This is a genomic window from Niabella soli DSM 19437 (assembly GCF_000243115.2).
GTDB lineage: Bacteria > Bacteroidota > Bacteroidia > Chitinophagales > Chitinophagaceae > Niabella > Niabella soli.
Genome location: NZ_CP007035.1, coordinates 1,857,613 through 1,878,652, shown reverse-complemented (window position 1 = coordinate 1,878,652; position 21,040 = coordinate 1,857,613). Strand labels below are relative to the sequence as shown.

Sequence of the window (21,040 nt, the reverse complement as noted above, 5' to 3'; positions counted from 1 at the left end):
CCGTTTTGAAAAGCCACTCGTTTCCCTATACAAGGTATCGCTTTTTTTTATAATGAGAAAAGGGAAACAAGAATCCGGAAACCGGTGACCTGCAACGGGGTTCCAACAAAAAAACCGCCTCAATTCTTTTGAGACGGTTTTTTTTCTTATAAAATGTCAGCTATTACTAATAACTGGAATCATCATCATTGCCATCACCGTTCAGGTTGATCTGGTAAGAGTACTGTCCGCTGTACCCGGGGTAAATACCATTAAATTGTACGGCACCGCTTCTGCTGGCAGCCAATACCTTCGCCAGGTCGTCAACCGATTTAACCGGTTGCCCGTTTACAGAGGTAATTACAAATCCTTTGTCGATACGGCTCTTGCTCAATAATCCGTTTGCCCGGATGTTTTTGATCTCAACGCCTCCCTGTATATGTAACTGGGCTGCCCGTTTACTGTCCACGTTTGCAAGGTCCACTCCCAACTGATCACTTAAAACACCGCTGGCGGTGATCTTAACCTCGTTCGGTTTTGCAGTAAGGGTAATATCCGAAGTGTATTCCTTGCCGCCCCTCAGGTAGCTTAGTTTTACTTTATCGCCGGGCTGGGCGCTTGCAATAGTACCGCCCATCTGGTTTACAGAGGTAATATCTGTGCCGTTTATTTTTGTGATCACATCGCCGGCCTTAATGCCTGCTTTTGCCGCCCCACCGTTGTCGGAAACGCCTGAAACATATACACCCGCATCGGTCTGTATTCCTTTAGCTCTTAAACTTTGCGCGTTCTGCTGGTCGGTAGGCGAATAGGTAATGCCGATATAGCCCCGTTTTACATCACCATATTTGATAATGTCATTTACCACTTTTTTTACAATGTTTACCGGGATCGCAAAAGAATAACCGGCATACGTTCCGGTAGGCGCCAGGATAGCAGAGTTGATGCCTAGCAATTGTCCGTTGGTATTGATTAACGGACCGCCGCTGTTGCCGGGGTTTACCGCAGCATCTGTTTGCAGGAAGGATTCAACCGGCGACACGCTTTGCTGCGCGTTGATACCGATATTTCTTCCTTTGGCGCTGATAATACCGGCGGTAACCGTTGCTTCCAGGTTAAAAGGATAACCTACAGCCAGCACCCATTGCCCGATCTTTGCATCGTCTGAGTTGCCATAGATCATATAAGGCAGGTTGGTAGCGTCTACCTTTAATACGGCAAGGTCCGTGCTCGGATCACGCCCCACTACTTTGGCGGTATATACTTTTCTGCCTTCATTCAGGGTTACTTTAATTTCAGGAGCCACACCGTCTGCCCCGTCTGAAACCACATGGTTATTGGTTACAATATAGCCATCCTGACTAATGATCACACCGCTGCCCGATGCTTTTTGCTCAGGCTGTATCTGGGGTCCTACACCAAACATATCGCCAAAAAAATCGTCAAACGGATCACCGCTTCTGCCGCGGTTAGGCAGGTTATTACTAAGCTTTTTTGCCGGAATTTTTGTTTTGATATGCACTACCGCCGGAATGGCCGATTGCGACGCTTTGGTAAAATCGGTTGGTTCTGCGGCTGTGCCATTGCTGTCGAAAAAAGCCGCATAGTTCGCGGGTAATTTTCCATCGGTTGGCGCACCGATGCCGCTCGTTCCCCCCCGCGCAAATTTTCCGTAAAGGAAAACACCTGCAAATGCAGATACCACACTTACTGCAATCACTAAAAGAAGTTGTTTCAATTTCATTGTTCTGTTTATTTAATATTCATTTTTCATTAATTACGCGCTACAAAATAACAAATTGCAAAGGATATTTGATAAAACCGCAAGCCAGTTTAACAAAGTTTTACTAAAGTCTTCGTACTTTGAAGGGGCTTTATACTAGGCGTTTAAGTCCAATAAAAACTGCAGGGTATCCGCCCCGTCGGCATACTGATCAATGGCCGGTTTTTGTGCAATTCCGAAGGGGATATATCCGTGCCCCACAATGCACTGCACCGATGAATTATTGATCAATTCGCCGGCAAGATCTGATCTGTTGCTATAGTATCCGTAATTAAGCTGACTTACAGGCGCGAAAAAAGAAGGGTCCTCTACCAGGAGCAACGCCGGCGTGCTCATGTAAAACCGGTGGTTCAGCAGGTAGAGCGCCAGGTTATAATCATAATTGTTTTTGTACTTATGCACCTCTGAAAGGTAATCGTATTTTTGAAATATCCGCAGCAGGGGCTCAAACCCGTATTGTTCCGGCACAAATAGTTTGGTTACATTCCTGCAGCCCCGTCCAAAATACAATTGTACATCATCTGCCAGCCCTTCCAGTTCTTCTGTTGTTTCCCTCCCCGTTAATATGGCCGCCGAAGTGCGGTTGCGCCGGATGAGGCTTGGGTATTTTGAAAAATAATAATCGAAATATCCCGCGGTATTATCGCTTCCGGTGGCAATATAGGCATCGCATCCTTTTAGTAAAGCGGCAAAGGAGATGAGTTGCTCCACTTCCGGTTCCCATCCGATCATTTTTTTTACAAGGTGGGGTATCAGCGTTTCATCTTTTGAGGAGGCTTTGACCAGCGCTTTATTGCCGCTTATAAAAATGCACAACATATCATGAAATCCTACCATCGGAATATTACCCGCCATTACCAGGCCAACCAGTTGCGATGGGTTGGTGTCAGCAGCAAGGGCAGGGTAGGCCGCGGTCCATTTTTTCAAAGTTGCTTCCTGCAAAAAACTGGTGGCGATATTTTTAACCGCCAGATCGATAAATTCAGGAAGGAACCATCCATTCTTTCTAAAGGCCAGTGTTTTCGCTTCCTGCCAATCTTCATCCGCTCCCAGCATATACTGCCCCAATTTTACTAATAATTCAATACGTTGCGCTAATCTCATCTTCAATGATTAATTTTGTGCAAAATAAAACGATAAAACACAACTTTTAACCAAATAATAATTTTGAAGAGATGGCAATAAAAATAACAGAAGAATGTATTAACTGCGGGGCTTGTGAACCTGAGTGTCCGAATAATGCAATTTACGAAGGCGGGGTGGAGTGGACCATTTCAGATGGCAATGCGGTAACCGGCGAATATAAATTATTTAACGGCAGTGTGGTGGATGCGCATTTTAAGAACCCGCCGATCAGTGATGATACTTATTATATTGTTCCCGATAAATGTACCGAATGCCAGGGATTTCATGAGGAGCCGCAATGTGCTTCCGTTTGCCCCGTGGATTGCTGCGTTCCGGATGAGCAATACCAGGAAACCGTTGAAGAATTACTGGCAAAAAAAGAAAAATTACATTTATAACCGGTAATAAATTTTTTCATTCAGGCTTTCTGCCAACGGCAGCGAGCCTTTTTTTATAGCTGCGAAGCAAGCATCAAAAAGTAAAACTATGGAGCGAAAAAAGAACATTGCATTGGTAACAGGTGGCTTATCGGGAGAATCTGTTATTTCGTATAAGAGTGCGGCCACGATAGATAAGCACCTGGACCGGCAGCGGTATAATGTGTTTATTATTGATATTAACCCGGACGGATGGTTTTATACCGACAGTCTGGGCAATAAAACCAGGGTAAGTAAAGATGATTTTACTATTTGGGAAAGTGATCAGAAAGTGCAATTTGATGCAGTGCTCCTGGGGATGCATGGCACCCCGGGTGAGGATGGAAAACTGCAGGGATATTTTGATATGCTGAAGATTCCCTACACGGGTTGCGATGCCACCACTTCTGCAATTACCTTTAATAAACGTTATACGGTTGCGGTGGCAAAAATGGCGGGGATCGATGTGGCCAACTCCCTGCATTTGTTTGCCCATACGCCCGTGACGGCAGCAACAGTACTGGAACAATTAAAGCTTCCCTTATTTGTGAAGCCCAATAACGGCGGTTCCAGCATTGGCATGAGCAAGGTAGCAAAAGCAGAAGAACTGGAAGCGGCCATAGCGAAAGCATTTAAAGAAGATGCGCAGGTGTTGGTAGAAGAAATGATCACCGGCCGTGAATTTACCGTGGGGGTGTACCAATCGAAGGGCCGGATAACCGTTTTGCCGCTGACGGAGGTAAAGGCCCATGCTGATAAAGCCTTTTTTGACTTTGAAGCTAAGTATGAAGGGAAGTCATCCGAAATTACGCCTGCAGTGGTGGAGGAAGCTATAGCAGAAAAAGTACGCGCTGCTGCAAAGAAAGTGTACGAGGTATTTAATTGCCGCGGGGTGATCCGGATTGATTTTATTTATAATGAAGTTGCCGGCAGGCCTTTTATGTTGGAAGTAAATACGATCCCGGGGCAAAGTGCCGCAAGTATTGTGCCTCAGCAGGTAGCAGCCGCAGGGGGAAATCTCACAGATTTTTATTCTTTATTAGTGGATGAATGTTTTGCTTAAGTCCTATATTTACCACATATATTTTTGATGAATGTTTAAATTTATTACAAGCAGACCGCTGTGGGTAAATATTGTGGCCGGGGTTACTTTAGCATTGGCATTGTTTTCGGCCGTGATCCTTTCTTTAGGATGGTTAACGCATCACAATGACGCTAAAACAGTGCCGTCCGTGCTGGGAAAAACATTGCCGCAGGCGGAAAAAATATTGAGCGATGCCGGCTTTTCTATCGAAGTACAGGACAGTGTTTATATCGACAGCCTGAAACCGCTGCAGGTGGTACGGCAAATACCGGATGAGCTGGATGTGGTTAAATCTACCCGGACCGTTTATTTAACAATCAACCGGGCGGTGCCGCCGCTGGTTGAGATGCCCAATATCATTGGCTATAGTTTAAGAAGCGCGGAGCTTACCTTGCAAAATCTGAGGCTAAAACTGGGTGATACTACCTTTAAACCCGATTTTGCAAAAAATTCGGTATTGCAGCAATTGTACAATGGAGTGGATATTCAGCCGGGTGCAAAAATCCGTGAAGGCTCAAAAATAGACCTGGTTGTAGGCAATGGTTTGGGAACTTCCGTATCGGTGCCCAATCTGATCGGGCTAACCTTTGGTGATGCAAAGGCCGTGCTGGAAGGTAAAGGGCTTGGCCTGGGATCTGTTATAACCTCCGGTGGTGTTACGGATACTTTAAATGCTTTTGTGTACCGGCAAAGTCCCGACCGGTTTGATATTGATGGTACGCCCCGAACAATCCGGCCCGGGCAAATCGTTGACATCTGGCTAAGCCTGGAACGGCCGGTGGTAGATTCCACCAGTGCAGGAAATGGGAATAAGATCGATTCGTCTCATACGGTACATAAGGATTCAACTAAAAAAACTTCTAATATTCCAAAGCCATGAATACAATCACAGTAGAAGAACTTAAAAAAAGAATAGACAGTGGGGAAAAAATAAACCTGATCGACGTACGGGAACCTGCTGAATATGAAGAATATAATATCGGCGCAAAACTGATCCCGCTCGGGCAGATCCAGCATATGGAAGTAGAGGAGCTGGAGCCGCTGAAAGACGAAGAGCTCATTATTCATTGCCGTAGCGGCAAAAGAAGCGCTATGGCCTGCCAGTTGCTGGAATCAATGGGTTTTAAAAATACCGTAAACGTAGAAGGAGGCGTGCTGGCCTGGCTGGAAGCATTTGGTAATTAAGTCGGCTGCTGCAAAGTTCGCGGGATCTGAGAAGCTCAATAGTTGCCGGGAAGCTGCAAAGACGGGAAGTTATGTTGATTTATCCGCAGAAATCTGCGGGAACCCTTTCTTTCAAAAGTAGCGTACCTACTTTTTACTTTTCATTAATTCGGTGTAAGGAATAACCCGGTACCCAGACTGGGGCAGATCAAATTTCGATAACGGCACTGCTCCGAAATCGACATTGGATACGGTGTAAGTAATTTTTGTTTTCCCCTGTACAGCTTCGTACTCCATCGCCAGGCCCGGAAGGTTGCGGGCAATATTCTGGAATTCAGTATTCACCGGAACCAGGTCTTTGGTAAAATAAACGGTGAACGTAGTGCCGTCGCTCAGCTTACCGATCGCCTTCTGGCAATTATAGGTAGCTATTGTTTTAAATTCATTCTCAATAGTATAGGTTGGATTGTCGTAGCGCTTGTTGATGTTTTTCCATTCTGTCTGGGAAAGGCTCGACATGAATTTCTGCGTGCCATAATCCTTTAAAATGGTCACATTGCCGGTTTTGCCATCGATGATCGTAGACTGCGATCCCAGCGAGGAAACAAAATCGGAGCGGCTGGAACTTCCCTTCAGGTAAACAACCGTAGTAGCACCATCCATCATTGCAGGCACTGAAGGTTTACTGTTATTGGTGTTGATCACAATATCATAATAAACAGTTCCCTCGGTCAATTTCTTCTGACCCCATACCAGCGTATGCAGTAATACCCCCATCAATATAGATAATCCTATCTTTTTCATTTCAGTCAATTACAGAGCTTAGACGCAACACCCCCTGCGAATAGTTGCGTTACAGCACAAAATGAAGGCATAACTCCATCATCCGCGCCGGTTTATCATAAAAGCCAAAAATACAATTATTCGTATAGGTTCAACTCATTTTATTCATGAAATCCTGACGATCTTTTAAAGTATATTTCATCATTTTACCTTAATTTCGGCGAAAATAATACTGGTAATGGCAGAGAAGATATTAATGCCCCGTTTGAGCGATACAATGACAGAAGGTGTAATTGCAGACTGGCATAAGAAAGTGGGTGATCCCGTTAAAAAGGGCGATTTATTGGCGGAAATTGAAACCGATAAAGCCACCATGGAGCTGGAAAGCTATAAGGATGGCGTTATCCTGTACCTGGGCGGCCCCAAAGGCTCCAAACTCCAGGTGGATGACCTTTTGGCGATCGTAGGTGAAGCGGGGGAAGATGTTTCCGGGTTAGTAGGCGGAAACGGGGGCGCTGCCAAAACTGAAACAAAAACCGAAGCGGCTCCGGAAGCTACTGCTTCCCAAACTGTAGCTCCTTCAAAAACAGAAGCAGCGCCAACTGTGGATGTGTCCAAGATGGAAGAAGTGGTTTTAATGCCCCGTTTGAGCGATACCATGACAGAAGGTGTTATTGCAAGCTGGGCCAAAAATATTGGTGATCCGGTTAAAAAAGGCGACCTGTTGGCGGAGATCGAAACCGATAAGGCCACTATGGAGCTGGAAAGCTATAAGAATGGTACCTTATTGTACCAGGGGGCGCAAAAAGGCGAAAAGATCCAGGTGAACGACCTGCTTTGTATTATTGGCGATGCTGCCAACGTTGATGTGAATGCCATTGTTGCGGCTGTAAAAGGTGGCGGGGCTGTAGCGGCACCTGCGGCGGCAGAACAGCCTGCTGCACAACAGGCAGCTCCTGCGGTAGCGGCGGAGCCCGCGGCAGTACAGACAGATACGTCGGGGGATGGCCGCGTGAAAGCCTCTCCGCTGGCCAAAAAAATGGCGGCGGATAAAGGGATTGATCTGAGCCTGGTGCAGGGAACAGGCGACAACGGGCGCATCATAAAATCAGATATCGATAACTATAAGCCGGGCACCGCTCCAGCACCGGCGGCCGCTCAAAGCGCTGCGCAGCCCGTAGTTGCAGCACCTGCCGGACAGGTGAGTTTTGAAGAAGTTCCGGTTTCCCAGATGCGTAAGGTGATCGCCAAACGACTGGCGGAAAGTAAATATTCGGCGCCGCATTTTTATGTAACGATGCAGATCGACATGGATAATGCCGTGACGAGTCGCGCTAAGATCAACGAAACCAGCCCTGTAAAAATTTCCTTTAATGACTTTGTTCTAAAGGCATGTGCGGTGGCATTGAGAAAACATCCGGCTATTAACAGTAGTTGGCTGGGAGATAAGATCCGTGTTAATCACCATGTGAATATCGGTGTGGCTGTAGCAATAGAAGATGGCCTGCTGGTGCCGGTAGTGCGTTTCGCTGATGCAAAATCATTGTCTCAGATTGCAACAGAGGTAAAAGACTACGCCAAAAAGGCAAAAGATAAGAAACTGCAACCTTCAGATTGGGAAGGAAGCACTTTTACGATCTCCAACCTGGGAATGTTTGGGGTAGATGAATTTACCGCCATTATTAACCCTCCTGATGCCTGTATCCTGGCAATAGGAGGCATCTCACAAGTGCCTGTTGTTAAAAATGGCGCAGTTGTTCCGGGAAATATTATGAAGGTTACTTTAAGCTGCGATCACCGCGTGGTGGACGGCGCTAAAGGAGCTGCCTTCCTGCAAACGTTGAAAGAATTGTTGGAAGAACCGCTGCGGATGTTGGTGTAACTACAAAAAAAGCACAAATAAAATTACAGGCTGCAACCTTTACATGGGGCAGCCTGTTCTATTATACTGTAGTTTGGTCAGCCGGGAAGGCGGAAAAGGGGGAAGGTTTGTTTTTCAGTTGCTTTGGACGCACTGCTTTCCTGTCAAAAAAATAGTTATGAATAAAAAAACGATCGTATTAGGCGCTTCAGAGAATCCCGAACGGTATAGCAATATGGCGGTGAAACGGCTGCGGGCGCACGACCATGCAGTAGTCGCTATTGGAAAAAAAGAAGGGAAGGTCGGCGATGTGTTCATTCAAAATAAAAAAACGGATGAGAAAGAGGTAGACACCATATCCGTTTATCTTAATCGTGAAAACCAAAAAGAATATGAATCTTATATACTGAACCTGCATCCTAAGCGGATTATTTTCAACCCTGGCGCAGAAAACGAACAACTGGCTGCAAAGGCCCGGGAACAGGGCATTCAACCTTTGGAGGCCTGCACTTTAGTGTTATTATCTACAAACCAATTTTAATTATATTATGAAGAAAACGAGTTTTGCGTTGGCTGTGCTATTCTTGACGGCAACCGTTTCCTTACAAGCGCAGGTATTGAAACCATCCGATGCCGAAAGCAAAGTGGCTTTTATAGCGCGCAATATGGGAATGGATGTGAATGGTACTTTTTCGGGGTTGAAAGGAACCATTACAATAAACAAAACAACTCCGGATAAAAGTAATTTTGATGTTACGGTGGAGGTAGCCACCATTAAAACCGGGATCGATAAGCGGGACGCGCATTTGAAAACCTCCGATTTTTTTGATGCAGCAAAATACCCGCAGATCCGGCTGCAATCCAAACGGATCCTTCCTAAATCAGGCGACACTTACTATGCGGAAGCTATTTTAACCATGCATGGAATTTCAAAAGAAATAAAATTTGATTTTATTGCAAAGCCCGTTAGCGGGGGATACCGGCTGACCGGGGGCTTCCCGCTGATCCGCCAGGATTATAAGATCGGGGGCAGCAGCATGACCTTGAGTGATAAAGTGAATATTGTGTTGACGGTGGTGGCAAAATAACGGGTAACTTCAATTCATGGTGAGTGCGTTACGACATGGATTTCTGCTTTTCCTGATTGGTATTTTATTCCGGGCGCATGCTCAACCGCAGCCGGAGCAAAGGAACGTTGCCAATAACCGGCTGCGTATCAGTATTCTTACCTGTGCTGTTGGGGAGGAACTGTATGCCTCGTTTGGGCACACAGCCGTGCGCATTATTGATTCAACTGCCGGAACCGACATCGTTTATAATTACGGAACTTTTGATTTTAATGATCCAGATTTTTACACCAGGTTTACGTTAGGGAAACTGTTGTATTTCCTGGACAAAGAGGATTTTCAGGACTTTATCCAAAGCTACCGCTATGAATCGCGTGGGGTTGCAGAACAGGTGTTGCAATTGACGCTTACCGAAAAAGAAAAGGTCCGGCAGTTTTTAGAAACGAACCTTTTGCCTGAAAACAGATCTTACCGGTATGATTTTCTTTTTGATAATTGTGCTACGCGGGTACGCGATATTTTCCCAAAGGTGCTGGGGCCTGCATTTTCGTTCGGCCCGGTATTAGGAAATACAACTGTTTCGTACCGAAGCGTTATTGATCAATACCTTGAAAATAAACATTGGGAGCGGTTGGGTATCGATCTTGTTTTGGGAAGTCCTGTGGATAAACAGATGACAGAACGCACGGCGCTTTTTTTACCGGATTATTTATGTAAAGCCTTTCAGGGGGCCAGTTACAAGGGAGCACCCTTCGCAACCACGCAGCAGCTTTTGCCCGGAAAAACGAGGAAGGTTGCGGCTGCGATCAATGTACCGTTCATAGTGTTTTCTGTTTTTTTTCTTTTATTGGGCTTAAGCTTTTTATCGCCCCGCTTAAAAACAGTAAAAAAGCTGTTTTGTTCCCTGGTACTGATCGCAACCGGCTTGCTTGGCTTACAGTTGTTGTTTATGTGGCTGGTAACCGATCATCAGTCTTGTAAAAATAACTGGAACGTATTGTGGGCAATACCATTCAATATAGCCGTGCCCTTTTTCATAAAAAAACAATACCGGTTTTTAAGGGGGTATGCTCTTTTTGGAATACTATTGCTGATGGCAGCCATTATTGTTCATAGTTGCGGCATTCAGAAAATGCCTTTCTCAGAAATAATGCCGCTGTTGTTAGGTCTGTTGCTGGTGTATGGGCATCTTTATATAAGACAAAAACCAGCTCCATATGAGAAAGGAGCATCAAATTTCCTGCAGCCTTAACGAGAAAACGAAACGATCTGCATAGATCAGCGAAAAAGATCTGTATAAATCAACGGGAAAAAATATGCTGCTATTTAGGATCGTAGGCCCATTCTACTAATGTGGCGCCCCAGGTAAACCCTCCGCCAAAAGCAGCCAGTACCAATTTGTCTCCTTTTTTTAATTGAGGCTCCCACTCCCATAAGCATAAAGGGATCGTTGCTGCGGTAGTGTTCCCAAACCGTTGAATATTGATCATAACCTTTTCCTTGGGTAATCCCATGCGTTCTGCTGTTGCGTCAATGATCCGCAGGTTGGCCTGATGGGGAACCAGCCAGGCGATATCGTTGCCGGTCAGATTATTTTTTTCCAATAATTCAGCGCTTATATTCGCCATGCCGGTAACTGCAAATTTAAAAACGGTTTTGCCTTCCTGGAAAGCAAAATGTTCTTTTGCTGCAACGGTTTCCGCAGAGGCGGGATACATAGAACCGCCTGCTTTCATTTTCAGATATTGTGCACCGCTGCCATCACTTCTCAGAAGACTATCTTTTATGCCAAAGCCGTTTTCAGCGGGTTCCAGCAAGACTGCGCCGGCCCCATCGCCAAAAATAATGCAGGTGGCACGGTCTGTATAATCAATAATGGCGCTCATCTTATCCGCTCCCACCACCACTACTTTTTTATAACGGCCGCTTTCAATTAAACTTGAACCTAAGGTCAGCGTATAAAGAAACCCCGAGCATGCTGCTGATACGTCAAAACCCCAGGCATTTTTTGCCCCTATCTTATCGCAAACAATATTTGCGGTGGCAGGGAACACCATATCGGGGGTAACGGTGCCCACAATCAAACAGTCAATTTCAGATGCATCAATACCGCGTTTTTCGAGCAACTGTTTTACCGCCGGTACAATCATTTCAGATATGCCCTTTCCTTCGCCACGTAATATTCTGCGCTCCTCAATTCCTGTTCTTGTACGGATCCACTCGTCAGTAGTATCTACCATTTTCTCCAGGTCCTGGTTTGTTAACTTATCTTCGGGAACATATCCGCCAACGGCTGTGATGGCTGCGGTAATTTTATTGCTCATCGTATTATTATAAATAATTTTTTGGAGCCAAAGTTAGGGGATAAAAAAGAATAGTTTGCATCAAAATGAGCAGGTTCGTTAAATCAAACGGATATTAATTCCCCGTTTTATAGTATTCGGCTGATGTCAGAATGTATTACTTTCGCGCTATGTATGCTTATTTAAAAGGGAACTTTGTTTATAAAACACCATCGACGGTAGTTGTTGATGTTAATGGAGTAGGGTATGAAGTGAACATCAGTTTGAATACGTTTTCAAAAATAGAACATGCGGATGCCGGCTTGCTGTTTGTGCACCTTTTGGTGCGCGAAGATGCCCAACTGCTTTATGGTTTTGCTGAAGCAAAGGAAAAGGAAATTTTTTTGGGACTGATCAGCGTCTCCGGCATTGGCGCCGGGACGGCCCGCCTGATGCTTTCCTACATGAAGCCCGAGGAGATCATAACAGCCATTACCCACGGAGATGCAAAAGCCTTGGAGCGCATTAAAGGGATCGGGAAAAAAACGGCCGAGCGGGCGGTGTTGGAATTAAAAGATAAACTGGGGAAGGCTGGTACCGACCTTACTATTGAACCTTTACAAAGCGCCGGCTCTTCCCTGATGCAGGATGCACTGGGAGCCCTCATGGCGCTGGGGATCAACCGCGCGATGGGAGAAGGCGCTATCCGGAAAACGATGGCCCAGGAGCCGGGGATCGGGCTGGAGCAGCTCATTAAAAAAGCGCTAAAGAGCCTATAAAGCAATGCCATTTTCTTAAGCGGCGCCTTCCAGAGAATGTAGAATAAGGAATATATGAATAAGGAATGTAAAAGGGCATTATCGCGAAAGGTGAGAGCTGATCGTTTCGTTAGGGCGATAAAGGCGAGCTCCTGTTAGTATTGCATTTGATAATGAACCTTCGCTTTTGATAAAAAATGTTGAATTCAAACGGAGTGGCTATGGCTCCAGGGGAGCATAATCCCCGTTCGTATATTTTCTATAAACACAGCCGCTCCTGCCGGAGCTGAAAAGATAAATCTGTCATGTACCCGAATCGGTGCCACCTGTGCGAAAAGAGCGTGCGCTCTATTGAAACACCGACGGATCGTTATTGATCTCTATCCAGTAATTATCGGGGTCTTGCAGCCATATTTGTTTTACGCCATCCACACGGGTAGTAACGGCGCTTTTTTGTCCTTTTACATCTTCATAGCTAACGTGATTCTTATCCAGCTTGGCAATAAAGTCATCTAATGAGCGAACGCTAAAGCACATGTGATTGTTCTTAAAATATTCCTTCGGTTTATCAGCACCAAGAATGATATGGAGGGTTGTATGCGGACCGGTCTTGAACCAGGCGTGCTTTCCTATCTTGAAAGGCTCCTCTACCTGCTGCAAACCGATGATGGAGGCGTAAAAGTTGGCAGCCTTCTTCAGGTCTACAACGTAAATGGCCTGATGATTGGCAAGCACCGCGGCATTATTTTTTTCCTGGGCGTTCAGCTTCATGGCGGACAATAAAATCAAAAGAAGTAATAAATGAATTTTTTTCATTACTGGCATCGTTTATTACATCAAATGTATCGATAAAATTGTATGATTCTACCGGCTAAGAAAAATTTAACCAGTGTTATGCTTATTGCATGGTGAGACGCGAAACGATAAATGCGGCCCACTCGCGTTTATCGTTTAACCTTTCAGGTTTATTGTTAATGCTAATGTGCCAGCCCCGGGTTGCTGAGTTCCTTCAGGTACGCAACATGCGAAACAAAAGCGGAGAACACTTTCGGGAATTCAATATAACTTACATTGAACTCCTTACAGGTGTTTTTGATGATCTTATTGATCCTTGGATAGTGTATATGCGATATCTTGGGGAAAAGATGATGCTCCACCTGGAAATTTAATCCGCCCATAAACCAACAGGCTAACCTGTTTTTTGTGGCAAAATTGGCTGTGGTCTTCAACTGGTGAATGGCCCACTCATCGTCTACTTTATTGTTTTGCTCGTTCACAACAGGGAAATGAGTGTCTTCAACCGTATGCGCTAACTGAAAAACAATACTAAGTACAAAACCGGAAAAAAGCGTGTATACCAGGAAGCCGATGGCCCAGTCCTCAAAACCCAGCATATAAATGGGGAACGCCACAAAAAGGAAAATATGCAATAACTTAAATCCCCAAAATACGAAATGGTCTTTGGGCTTCATTTTCTTTAAAGGGATATCACCCACTTTGCCCGTAAAATATTTTTTGTAGTCGGAAAAGAAGATCCAGAAAAGATACAGCAATGAATACGCGAACCAGAAATAAAGATGCTGGTACCGGTGCATTTTGTAAAACTTCTGCGATTCGCAGAGTCTCAAAAAGGGCTTGGCATCAAGGTCGTCATCAATCCCGTCAATATTGGTATAAGCGTGATGGATCACATTATGCTTCATCTTCCACATAAAAGTATTGGCTCCAAGAAAATTTAAAGAAGATGCGGCCAGGGTATTTACCCAGGGCTTGCTGCTGAAACTCCCGTGCGCACCATCATGCATAATGTTGAAGCCGATGGCCGATGTGAACAGCCCCAGCAATAAACATTCGATGATAGCCCAGGCAGTGGCGGGCGTAAAGAATACGAGGTGAATATAAACCGCCAAAAAACCCGCAACCAGGAACAGAGCTTTTGAGTACAGGCGAAAATTTCCGGTACTTTGCACACCTTTCTCTTCAAAATAATCATGAACCCGGTTTTTTAAAACCGTGTGAAATGAAGGGGGCGGGGGAGTTGCAAATTTTGGAAAAGCCATTGTTAGAATACTTTTATATTTATATTTCGGTGTGCAAAGGTAACCAAAACCCATAAGCTTTCCGCATTAAATTTCACAAAATAAAGGGCGGCTTTTTAACGTTTATCAGGTCTCATTCAGGATAACGCCTGATAGGTTGGACATTCCTATTACCTTGGTACTCAATAAGCCTTCTGCATATTTTACGCCGATCCGCTTGCCCAGCATGCGGCTTCTGGCTAAAATGCTTTCCCGGAAGTCCGGCGTAGAGATGTAGGTTTGGGGCTCCGCATCCCCCGAGGGGGCAGCACCTGTATAAAATTGGGTGGCGTATGCTTCTATTGCTTTCATTTTGAGGTCAATAACATCGGAAATGTCAATAACCAGGTTGGGATCATGAAACCAATCTTGCATGTATTGAAAGAAATAGGCAGGGCGCCACTTTTGCTGGGGGGCGCCGGCATCGTCAAACGTTTCGATCTTAGCCAATCCCGAGAGGAAGCAGGCGTCGTTGATCAAATGCCCTGCGCGGCCATGGTCGGGATGCCGGTCGTTCAATACATTGCCCAAAATAATATCGGGCTGGTATTTGCGGATCACTTTTATCAATTGTAGCTGGTGCTCCTCATCATTTTTAAAAAAGCCGTCCCGCATTTTTAAATTCTCTCTTACGGAGACGCCCATGATCCGTGCCGCATCGGCAGCTTCCTTATAACGGGTTTCCTTTGTGCCCCTGGTACCTAATTCCCCCTGGGTAAGGTCAATGATTCCGGCCTTTTTTCCGGATTGGATTTCTTTTAACAGCGTGCCCGCGCAGCATAACTCTACGTCGTCCGGGTGCACACCGATAGCTAATATATCTAATTTCATTTGTTTGTATTGTTCAGCAGGTGCAAAGAAACGAAAGAAATGTGAAAAGCGGAGAAGCCCTTTGTGGCCGTGTAAAAAGCCAGACGCAAATCAGTGCCGGGAAGACGGAAATGCGGGAAGATATTGTTGTCAATTGTCTTTGACCTATCGTTTCACCGGCTCCCTGGCCAAATGTTACTTTGCGGCGTTGTTATTTTAATTCTTTTAAAATACGGCAGGGATTGCCCACTGCAACCACATTCCCCGGAATCGGTTTAGTTACCACGCTTCCGGCTCCTATAATTGTATTATCACCAATGGTTACACCAGGCATAACTACTGCATTTCCACCCAGCCAAACGTTATTGCCGATGGTAATAGGTTGGGCATATTCGAGCCCTTCATTTCTTTGTTCAATATTTACCGGATGCCCCGCCGTATAGAAACCGCAATTAGGCCCTATAAATACGTTATCTCCAAACGTTACTTTGGCGCCATCTAATATGATAAGATTGTGATTCGAATAGAAGTTTTCACCCAGCTCAATATTATAGCCATAGTCGCACCAAAACGGTTGTTCAATTACAAAATGCTGTTTGGTTTTTTTGATTATTTTTTCAAGGAGCTCATTTCTTTTTTCGATGTTTGAATATTCCGTTTGATTATATTGCTGGCATATACTTTTGCAAATACGCCGCTCCGCTGTTAATTGTTCATCATTCGCTGCATAGAGCAGTCCCTGTTTGCACTTTTCTTTTTCTGTCATTATAGTTTTTTAAGTTACACCTAACCGATGGATATGCTTTCTACTGTAATTTTCCCTTTATCTCCTGTAATTTCAGCAGCGCTTCTACCGGAGTGAGCCGGTTAATGTCGATATCCGTGAGCAATTGCCGGATCTCATCAAAAGTTTGGCTGTGCACGTCAAATATCGAGAGCTGGAATTTCGGGTTAGTGATGTCTTTTATTTTTTCTGTGATGGAAGTGCCGGCGTTTTTTTCATCAACATGTTTATGTTCCAGTTGTTCCAGTATCTGGTTAGCCCGGTTGATCAGGGCTGGCGGCATACCGGCCATCTTGGCTACATGAATACCAAAGCTATGGGTACTGCCACCACGCGCCAGTTTGCGCAGGAAGATGATCTTATTGCCTATTTCTTTATTGGTGACATGATAGTTTTTGATGCCCGTGAACTTTTCTTCCAGTTCATTAAGCTCGTGGTAATGGGTGGCAAATAGTGTTTTGGGTTTGTGCGGCGATTGATGCAGGTATTCGGCAATGCTCCAGGCTATGGAAATGCCATCATAGGTAGAAGTACCACGACCTATTTCATCAAGTAACACCAGGCTTCTGTCGGTAATACTATTAATAATGGAGGCTGTTTCATTCATCTCCACCATGAAGGTACTTTCGCCGCCACTTAGATTGTCGGAAGCGCCCACACGGGTAAATATTTTATCGGTCAATGCAATATGGGCTTCAGTTGCCGGAACAAAACTTCCCATATGCGCCATCAGGGTGATCAGCGCTGTTTGTCTTAACAGTGCTGATTTACCGCTCATGTTCGGACCGGTAAGAATGATGATCTGCTGATCGGTTTTATTCAGTTCCAGGTCATTGCTGATGTAGGCCTCACCCACCGGCAGATTGCGCTCAATCACGGGATGTCTTGCTTCTTTTACACTCCAATCTGCGCCTTCATGAACAACGGGCCGTTTATATTGATACTGCAGCGCATTATGTGCGAAGCAGCAAAGGCAATCCAGCACGGCGATAAGATTGCCGTTCGTTTGAATGGGGACCAGCCAGGTAAACAATTCATTTAGCAACTGCTCGTAAAGCTGTTGTTCCAGCGTCAGTATTTTTTCTTCGGCGCCGGTAATTTTCTCTTCGTATTCTTTTAATTCAGGGGTGATGTAGCGCTCCGCATTGGTAAGGGTCTGCTTGCGAATCCAACTGTCGGGAACCTTTGCCTTATGAATATTGGTTACTTCAAGATAATAACCAAATACATTGTTGAACCCGATCTTAAGCGAGCTGATGCCCGTCTGTTCTGCCTCTTTGGTCTGCAATTGGGCCAGGTAGGCTTTCCCGTTTTGAGAGATCGTTCTTAATTCATCCAGCCCGGGCAGCACGCCGGTTTGGATCATTCCTCCTTTGGCTATTGAGGCCGGAGGGTTTTCAATAATCTGTGCACTTATTTTCGCCGCAATTATAGGACAGGGATCCAATGCAGCACCCACCTGTTGCAAATAGCCTTGTTGTTCGGCTTCGCAAAGTTGTTTGATAATAGCCACCTGTTGCAGTCCCCTGGCGAGTTGTAATATTTCCCTGGGATTGATCTTTTTTGTGGGGATCTTTGCTACCAGTCGTTCTATATCTCCACATTGTTTGATCGCCTGTATTAAAGATTGACGAAGATCTGTTTCTTTGATCAGCAGTTCCACAACATCCAGCCGCTCGTTTATTTTTTGAATGTCGATCAGTGGAAAGATCATCCATCGTTTTAATAAGCGCGCTCCCATGGGGGAGGTGGTGTTATCCAAAACACTGATGAGGGTATGCTGATCAGGGCCGCCGCCCATCAGTTCGAGATTACGGATGGTGAACTTATCCATCCACAGAAAATCATTTTTGCGGATGCTTTCAATGGCGGTTATGTGCTGAAGATTCGGATGCTCGGTATCTCTCAGGTAGTGGATCAATGCGCCTGCGGCAGTAATGCCCAGTTCCAGCCCTTCAATCCCAAAGCCTTTTAATGAATGTGTCTGGAAATGTTTTAGCAAGGTATCCTGTGCATACGTTACGTCAAAGATCCATTCGTCTAACGTATAAATATAAGTTTTACCGCCAAAGTATTCTTTATATCTTTTTTGTTGATGCCGTTGAAAGATTGTTTCTGACGGGTTAAAGCTTTGCAGCAATTTATCCGCGTATTCTTTGTCGCCTTCGGCGATAAAAAACGCGCCGGTAGAAAGATCTAAAAAGGCAAGACCGAACTGATCGTTATCGGTAAAATGAATCCCTGCAAGAAAATTATTGTTTTTATGCTCCAGCAGTTTGTCGTTCACTGCCGTGCCCGGTGTAAGCATTTCGGTAACACCCCGTTTTACGATGCCCTTGGCTTGTTTAGGATCTTCCAACTGATCGCAGATCGCCACCCGGTAGCCCGCTTTCACCAGTTTGTGTAAATAAGTATCCAGCGAATGGTGCGGAAAACCGGCAAGGTCCAGCGAGGCGGCGGCCCCGTTATTGCGTTTGGTTAGCGTAATGCCCAGCACCTGGGACGCTATGACGGCGTCCTGGCCAAAGGTTTCATAGAAGTCACCCACACGAAACAGGAGTATTGCATCCGGGTATTTCTGCTTAATCGCCTTATGCTGCTGCATCAGCGGGGTATCCTGGGGGTTATTTTTTACTTTGGCCATGGAGGGCAAAAATAGGGCAAAAGCGCATTTTTGCAGGCGGGAAGAGCATATCATTTTACACACGCCGGTTGCTTTTTTGTCAATAAAAGGCTTGATTTTTAACTATTTTGGCTCGAATGGCATAATTGTTGGTTTGTACCTATATAAAATATTCAATTTATGAAAAAGCTATTGATCTTTGCCGTAGTGCTTACTACGATGGCGTTAGGTGCGCAGGCACAAACTCAGAAAGGCTATTACTTAATAGGAGGTAGTTTGGCAACCATTGGCGGAAATACAAATGAAAGGAGTTTTAGCATGAATATTACTCCGAAAGCCGCCTGGTTTATACAGGATAACCTGGCCCTAGGTGGTGAAGTAAGTTTGGGCTTAAAAGCCGGGAGAGCCCAGAGCCCCAGTTTTAATTATTTTGTAGGCCCGCTGGCGCGTTATTATTTCGGGCATGACGAAGTTAATACCCCTAAACAGACCCGTGCTTTTGCAGAAGCTAATGCGGGGGTTAGTGGTGCTAATGGTGGCGGTAAATCCACAAACGGATTTGGTGCCGGAATTGGGCCGGGGGTTGCATTTTTCGTGAATCAGAATATTGCATTAGAAGCGCTTGCTAAGGCGAATATTATTACAGGCGCCGGTAATAATGGTGTGGCATTTGCTCCCGAATTGAGTTTGGGATTTCAAATTTTCCTGCCATCGTCTAAGTTAAAAGCGATTCGTGACGATATGAAAAAGTAATTTTGATTATAGCAAAAAGGTTAAGCCGCTCCGTAAGGGCGGCTTTAACTTTTTAACGCCACAAACATGGTACGGTTAAAAGAACTGGTGTAGTGATCCGGCACCAGGTCGCCCGTAAAGTTAAACTGTTCAAATACGTGGGTAAACCCTACGCTGTGCAATACCTGTGTCAGTTCTTTCTTACACAGCCAAAAAGACCGGTCGTTGTTATAAGAAGCCCATAGCATTTTTTCAATGCCTGATTTTGCAGTGCGCTGGTTCCATTCTTTATACCACCGGCCTCTATATCCTTCGTTAGTGGTGATGGGGGAAAGGCGGTAGTTTTTTTGCCGTTCTAAAAAATGAGTTCTTTTTTGAATGGGCGCCAGCAGGTAATTGTTTATAGGCCCGAGGCTATACCGGAAGTCGTGTTCCGGTGCGAAATGGGTATTCAGCAGCAATAGTTTTTTTGTACTGTCGGAAAGTGTTTGTAAAAAACTAACGGGGTCATTTAAATGATACAGCAAACCGTAGCAAAGAGAAATATCAAAAGGACCGTATTTTGCCATATTGCGCACATCATCCTTAACAAAATTCAGGTGGGGCAGTCCCAGGTTTTCTTTAACCAGGTTACAGTTCTTCACATTGTCTTCGCGGGCTTCAATACCCAGCGCATCAAATCCCATCCGGGCAAATGCAGCAGTATAGCCACCTTCCAGGCATCCGAGGTCGGCTACTTTAACGGTGGCCCGCTCTGCATGGGTTTGAGGAAAGAATAAATCAACGGTTTGGGCAATTGAGGTCCACATAGCGCTTTCGGCTAAAATGGGAGTGCCGTTGTTCATAGTGGTGGAGCCGTCTTTGAGTTTGATATTATGCGCGGTAAAATTCATATAAGGGTATTAGTGAAATACTACGTATTTACATTTATGCACAATGATACAGTTTTTTTAACCGCCAGGGCGCAAGGACGCCAGGTTTTTATCTCCTTTTTTTCTCACAGATGGCACAGATGTACACAGATTTTGAAATCCTTCTGTGATAATCTACGGAATCCGTGAGCAATGCCTTATAGGTTGTTCTTTGTGTTATCGCGGTTAAATATATTGGGAACCAAAAAATGTTATTTTTGCGCCATGCGAAAATTAAGTATGGAAGAGCTGGGGCGCAAATCGGTAGCGGAATTCAGGGAGTCAGAGAAAATGCCGATCGTGGTGGTGCTGGAAAATATTCGCAGCGCTTATAATGTGGGCAGTGTTTTTCGTACCAGTGATGCGTTCCTGGTGGAAGGAATCTATGTTACCGGGTATTCGGCAAAGCCGCCGCATAAGGAAATAAAAAAAACAGCGCTGGGAGCGGAAGAGTCCGTAACCTGGAAACACTTTCCCAGTGCAAAAGAAGCCATTGATGAATTACGCCAGTTGGAATATGCAGTATTCGCTATTGAACAGGTTGCCAACAGCAAAAAACTAAACGAACTGAACTGGGATGGCCGATCCAAAATTGCCCTGGTATTCGGCAATGAAGTTACCGGGGTAGAGCAATCTACTATCGCTTTATGCGATAATTGCATTGAAATTCCGCAATTGGGAATGAAACATTCTTTGAACATTGCCACGGCAGCGGGAGTGGTGCTGTGGGAATTGGTGCGGGGGTATATCGGGGCCAATAGTCAATAGTCAACTGCCGTCGCGTTCCGCCTTCCGCCTTC

Annotated in this window: 21 protein-coding genes; 11 read left to right on the top strand and 10 right to left on the bottom strand. The window is 45.2% G+C overall.

Annotated elements, in window-relative coordinates; genetic code table 11:
- Positions 1 to 166: 166 nt before the first annotated feature.
- Both NIASO_RS08025 and NIASO_RS08020 read right to left on the bottom strand, forming a co-directional pair.
- Positions 167 to 1,723 carry a trypsin-like peptidase domain-containing protein gene (locus NIASO_RS08025; RefSeq protein ID WP_008584534.1) on the bottom strand — a complete coding sequence of 519 codons (1,557 nt, stop codon included), beginning with the start codon at positions 1,721 to 1,723 and terminating at the stop codon, positions 167 to 169.
- A 135-nt stretch (positions 1,724 to 1,858) separates the two neighbouring features.
- Positions 1,859 to 2,866, bottom strand: a complete 1,008-nt coding sequence (locus tag NIASO_RS08020) for an acyl-CoA reductase (protein ID WP_008584536.1) — start codon at positions 2,864 to 2,866, stop codon at positions 1,859 to 1,861.
- 71 nt (positions 2,867 to 2,937) lie between these two features.
- On the opposite strand from NIASO_RS08020, the gene NIASO_RS08015 reads away from it, so the two are divergent.
- The 4 genes from NIASO_RS08015 to NIASO_RS08000 all read left to right on the top strand — a co-directional run bounded on the left by NIASO_RS08015 (position 2,938) and on the right by NIASO_RS08000 (position 5,572).
- Positions 2,938 to 3,285: a 4Fe-4S dicluster domain-containing protein gene (locus tag NIASO_RS08015; RefSeq protein ID WP_008584538.1), complete on the top strand. Its 348-nt coding sequence runs from the start codon at positions 2,938 to 2,940 to the stop codon at positions 3,283 to 3,285.
- Positions 3,286 to 3,373: 88 nt separating this feature from the next.
- Positions 3,374 to 4,366 (top strand): D-alanine--D-alanine ligase, encoded by a 993-nt coding sequence (locus tag NIASO_RS08010; RefSeq protein ID WP_008584540.1) that lies wholly within the window; start codon positions 3,374 to 3,376, stop codon positions 4,364 to 4,366.
- 31 nt (positions 4,367 to 4,397) lie between these two features.
- Complete coding sequence (locus NIASO_RS08005; RefSeq protein WP_008584541.1) at positions 4,398 to 5,267, top strand: PASTA domain-containing protein; 870 nt, start codon at positions 4,398 to 4,400, stop codon at positions 5,265 to 5,267.
- Positions 5,264 to 5,572, top strand: coding sequence for a rhodanese-like domain-containing protein (locus tag NIASO_RS08000; protein ID WP_008584543.1), 309 nt, complete (start codon positions 5,264 to 5,266; stop codon positions 5,570 to 5,572). The genes NIASO_RS08005 and NIASO_RS08000 overlap by 4 nt, the downstream gene beginning before the upstream one ends.
- A gap of 126 nt (positions 5,573 to 5,698) precedes the next feature.
- On the opposite strand, the gene NIASO_RS07995 is transcribed toward NIASO_RS08000, so the two are convergent.
- Positions 5,699 to 6,355, bottom strand: a complete 657-nt coding sequence (locus NIASO_RS07995; protein ID WP_008584545.1) for a hypothetical protein — start codon at positions 6,353 to 6,355, stop codon at positions 5,699 to 5,701.
- Positions 6,356 to 6,572: 217 nt separating this feature from the next.
- Here NIASO_RS07995 and NIASO_RS07990 point away from each other — a divergent pair, with 217 nt between their 5' ends.
- The 4 genes from NIASO_RS07990 to NIASO_RS07975 all read left to right on the top strand — a co-directional run bounded on the left by NIASO_RS07990 (position 6,573) and on the right by NIASO_RS07975 (position 10,514).
- Entirely contained in the window at positions 6,573 to 8,216 is a 1,644-nt protein-coding gene (locus NIASO_RS07990; protein ID WP_008584547.1) for a pyruvate dehydrogenase complex dihydrolipoamide acetyltransferase, read from the top strand.
- A 157-nt stretch (positions 8,217 to 8,373) separates the two neighbouring features.
- Positions 8,374 to 8,736: a CoA-binding protein gene (locus NIASO_RS07985; protein WP_008584549.1), complete on the top strand. Its 363-nt coding sequence runs from the start codon at positions 8,374 to 8,376 to the stop codon at positions 8,734 to 8,736.
- A 7-nt stretch (positions 8,737 to 8,743) separates the two neighbouring features.
- Complete coding sequence (locus NIASO_RS07980) at positions 8,744 to 9,283, top strand: YceI family protein (protein ID WP_008584551.1); 540 nt, start codon at positions 8,744 to 8,746, stop codon at positions 9,281 to 9,283.
- 16 nt (positions 9,284 to 9,299) lie between these two features.
- Positions 9,300 to 10,514, top strand: coding sequence for an Lnb N-terminal periplasmic domain-containing protein (locus tag NIASO_RS07975; RefSeq protein WP_008584553.1), 1,215 nt, complete (start codon positions 9,300 to 9,302; stop codon positions 10,512 to 10,514).
- A 70-nt stretch (positions 10,515 to 10,584) separates the two neighbouring features.
- Here NIASO_RS07975 and NIASO_RS07970 read toward each other — a convergent pair whose 3' ends face one another.
- Positions 10,585 to 11,586, bottom strand: coding sequence for a beta-ketoacyl-ACP synthase III (locus NIASO_RS07970; RefSeq protein ID WP_008584555.1), 1,002 nt, complete (start codon positions 11,584 to 11,586; stop codon positions 10,585 to 10,587).
- A 149-nt stretch (positions 11,587 to 11,735) separates the two neighbouring features.
- On the opposite strand from NIASO_RS07970, the gene ruvA reads away from it, so the two are divergent.
- Entirely contained in the window at positions 11,736 to 12,323 is a 588-nt protein-coding gene (gene ruvA, locus NIASO_RS07965; RefSeq protein WP_025298803.1) for a Holliday junction branch migration protein RuvA, read from the top strand.
- Between the two features lie 327 nt (positions 12,324 to 12,650).
- Here ruvA and NIASO_RS07960 read toward each other — a convergent pair whose 3' ends face one another.
- The 5 genes from NIASO_RS07960 to mutS form a co-directional block, all read right to left on the bottom strand.
- Positions 12,651 to 13,118: a VOC family protein gene (locus tag NIASO_RS07960; protein ID WP_008584559.1), complete on the bottom strand. Its 468-nt coding sequence runs from the start codon at positions 13,116 to 13,118 to the stop codon at positions 12,651 to 12,653.
- 161 nt (positions 13,119 to 13,279) lie between these two features.
- Positions 13,280 to 14,362: a fatty acid desaturase family protein gene (locus NIASO_RS07955; protein WP_008584560.1), complete on the bottom strand. Its 1,083-nt coding sequence runs from the start codon at positions 14,360 to 14,362 to the stop codon at positions 13,280 to 13,282.
- A gap of 105 nt (positions 14,363 to 14,467) precedes the next feature.
- Positions 14,468 to 15,211 carry a bacillithiol biosynthesis deacetylase BshB1 gene (bshB1, locus tag NIASO_RS07950; RefSeq protein WP_008584562.1) on the bottom strand — a complete coding sequence of 248 codons (744 nt, stop codon included), beginning with the start codon at positions 15,209 to 15,211 and terminating at the stop codon, positions 14,468 to 14,470.
- Positions 15,212 to 15,401: 190 nt separating this feature from the next.
- Positions 15,402 to 15,956: a sugar O-acetyltransferase gene (locus NIASO_RS07945; protein ID WP_008584564.1), complete on the bottom strand. Its 555-nt coding sequence runs from the start codon at positions 15,954 to 15,956 to the stop codon at positions 15,402 to 15,404.
- A 40-nt stretch (positions 15,957 to 15,996) separates the two neighbouring features.
- Complete coding sequence (gene mutS / locus NIASO_RS07940) at positions 15,997 to 18,618, bottom strand: DNA mismatch repair protein MutS (RefSeq protein WP_025298802.1); 2,622 nt, start codon at positions 18,616 to 18,618, stop codon at positions 15,997 to 15,999.
- A gap of 159 nt (positions 18,619 to 18,777) precedes the next feature.
- Here mutS and NIASO_RS07935 point away from each other — a divergent pair, with 159 nt between their 5' ends.
- Positions 18,778 to 19,350 carry an outer membrane beta-barrel protein gene (locus NIASO_RS07935; RefSeq protein WP_008584568.1) on the top strand — a complete coding sequence of 191 codons (573 nt, stop codon included), beginning with the start codon at positions 18,778 to 18,780 and terminating at the stop codon, positions 19,348 to 19,350.
- Between the two features lie 44 nt (positions 19,351 to 19,394).
- Here NIASO_RS07935 and NIASO_RS07930 read toward each other — a convergent pair whose 3' ends face one another.
- Positions 19,395 to 20,222, bottom strand: coding sequence for a class I SAM-dependent methyltransferase (locus NIASO_RS07930; RefSeq protein WP_008584570.1), 828 nt, complete (start codon positions 20,220 to 20,222; stop codon positions 19,395 to 19,397).
- A 243-nt stretch (positions 20,223 to 20,465) separates the two neighbouring features.
- Here NIASO_RS07930 and NIASO_RS07925 point away from each other — a divergent pair, with 243 nt between their 5' ends.
- Positions 20,466 to 21,008 carry an RNA methyltransferase gene (locus NIASO_RS07925; RefSeq protein WP_025298801.1) on the top strand — a complete coding sequence of 181 codons (543 nt, stop codon included), beginning with the start codon at positions 20,466 to 20,468 and terminating at the stop codon, positions 21,006 to 21,008.
- Positions 21,009 to 21,040 lie beyond the last annotated feature (32 nt).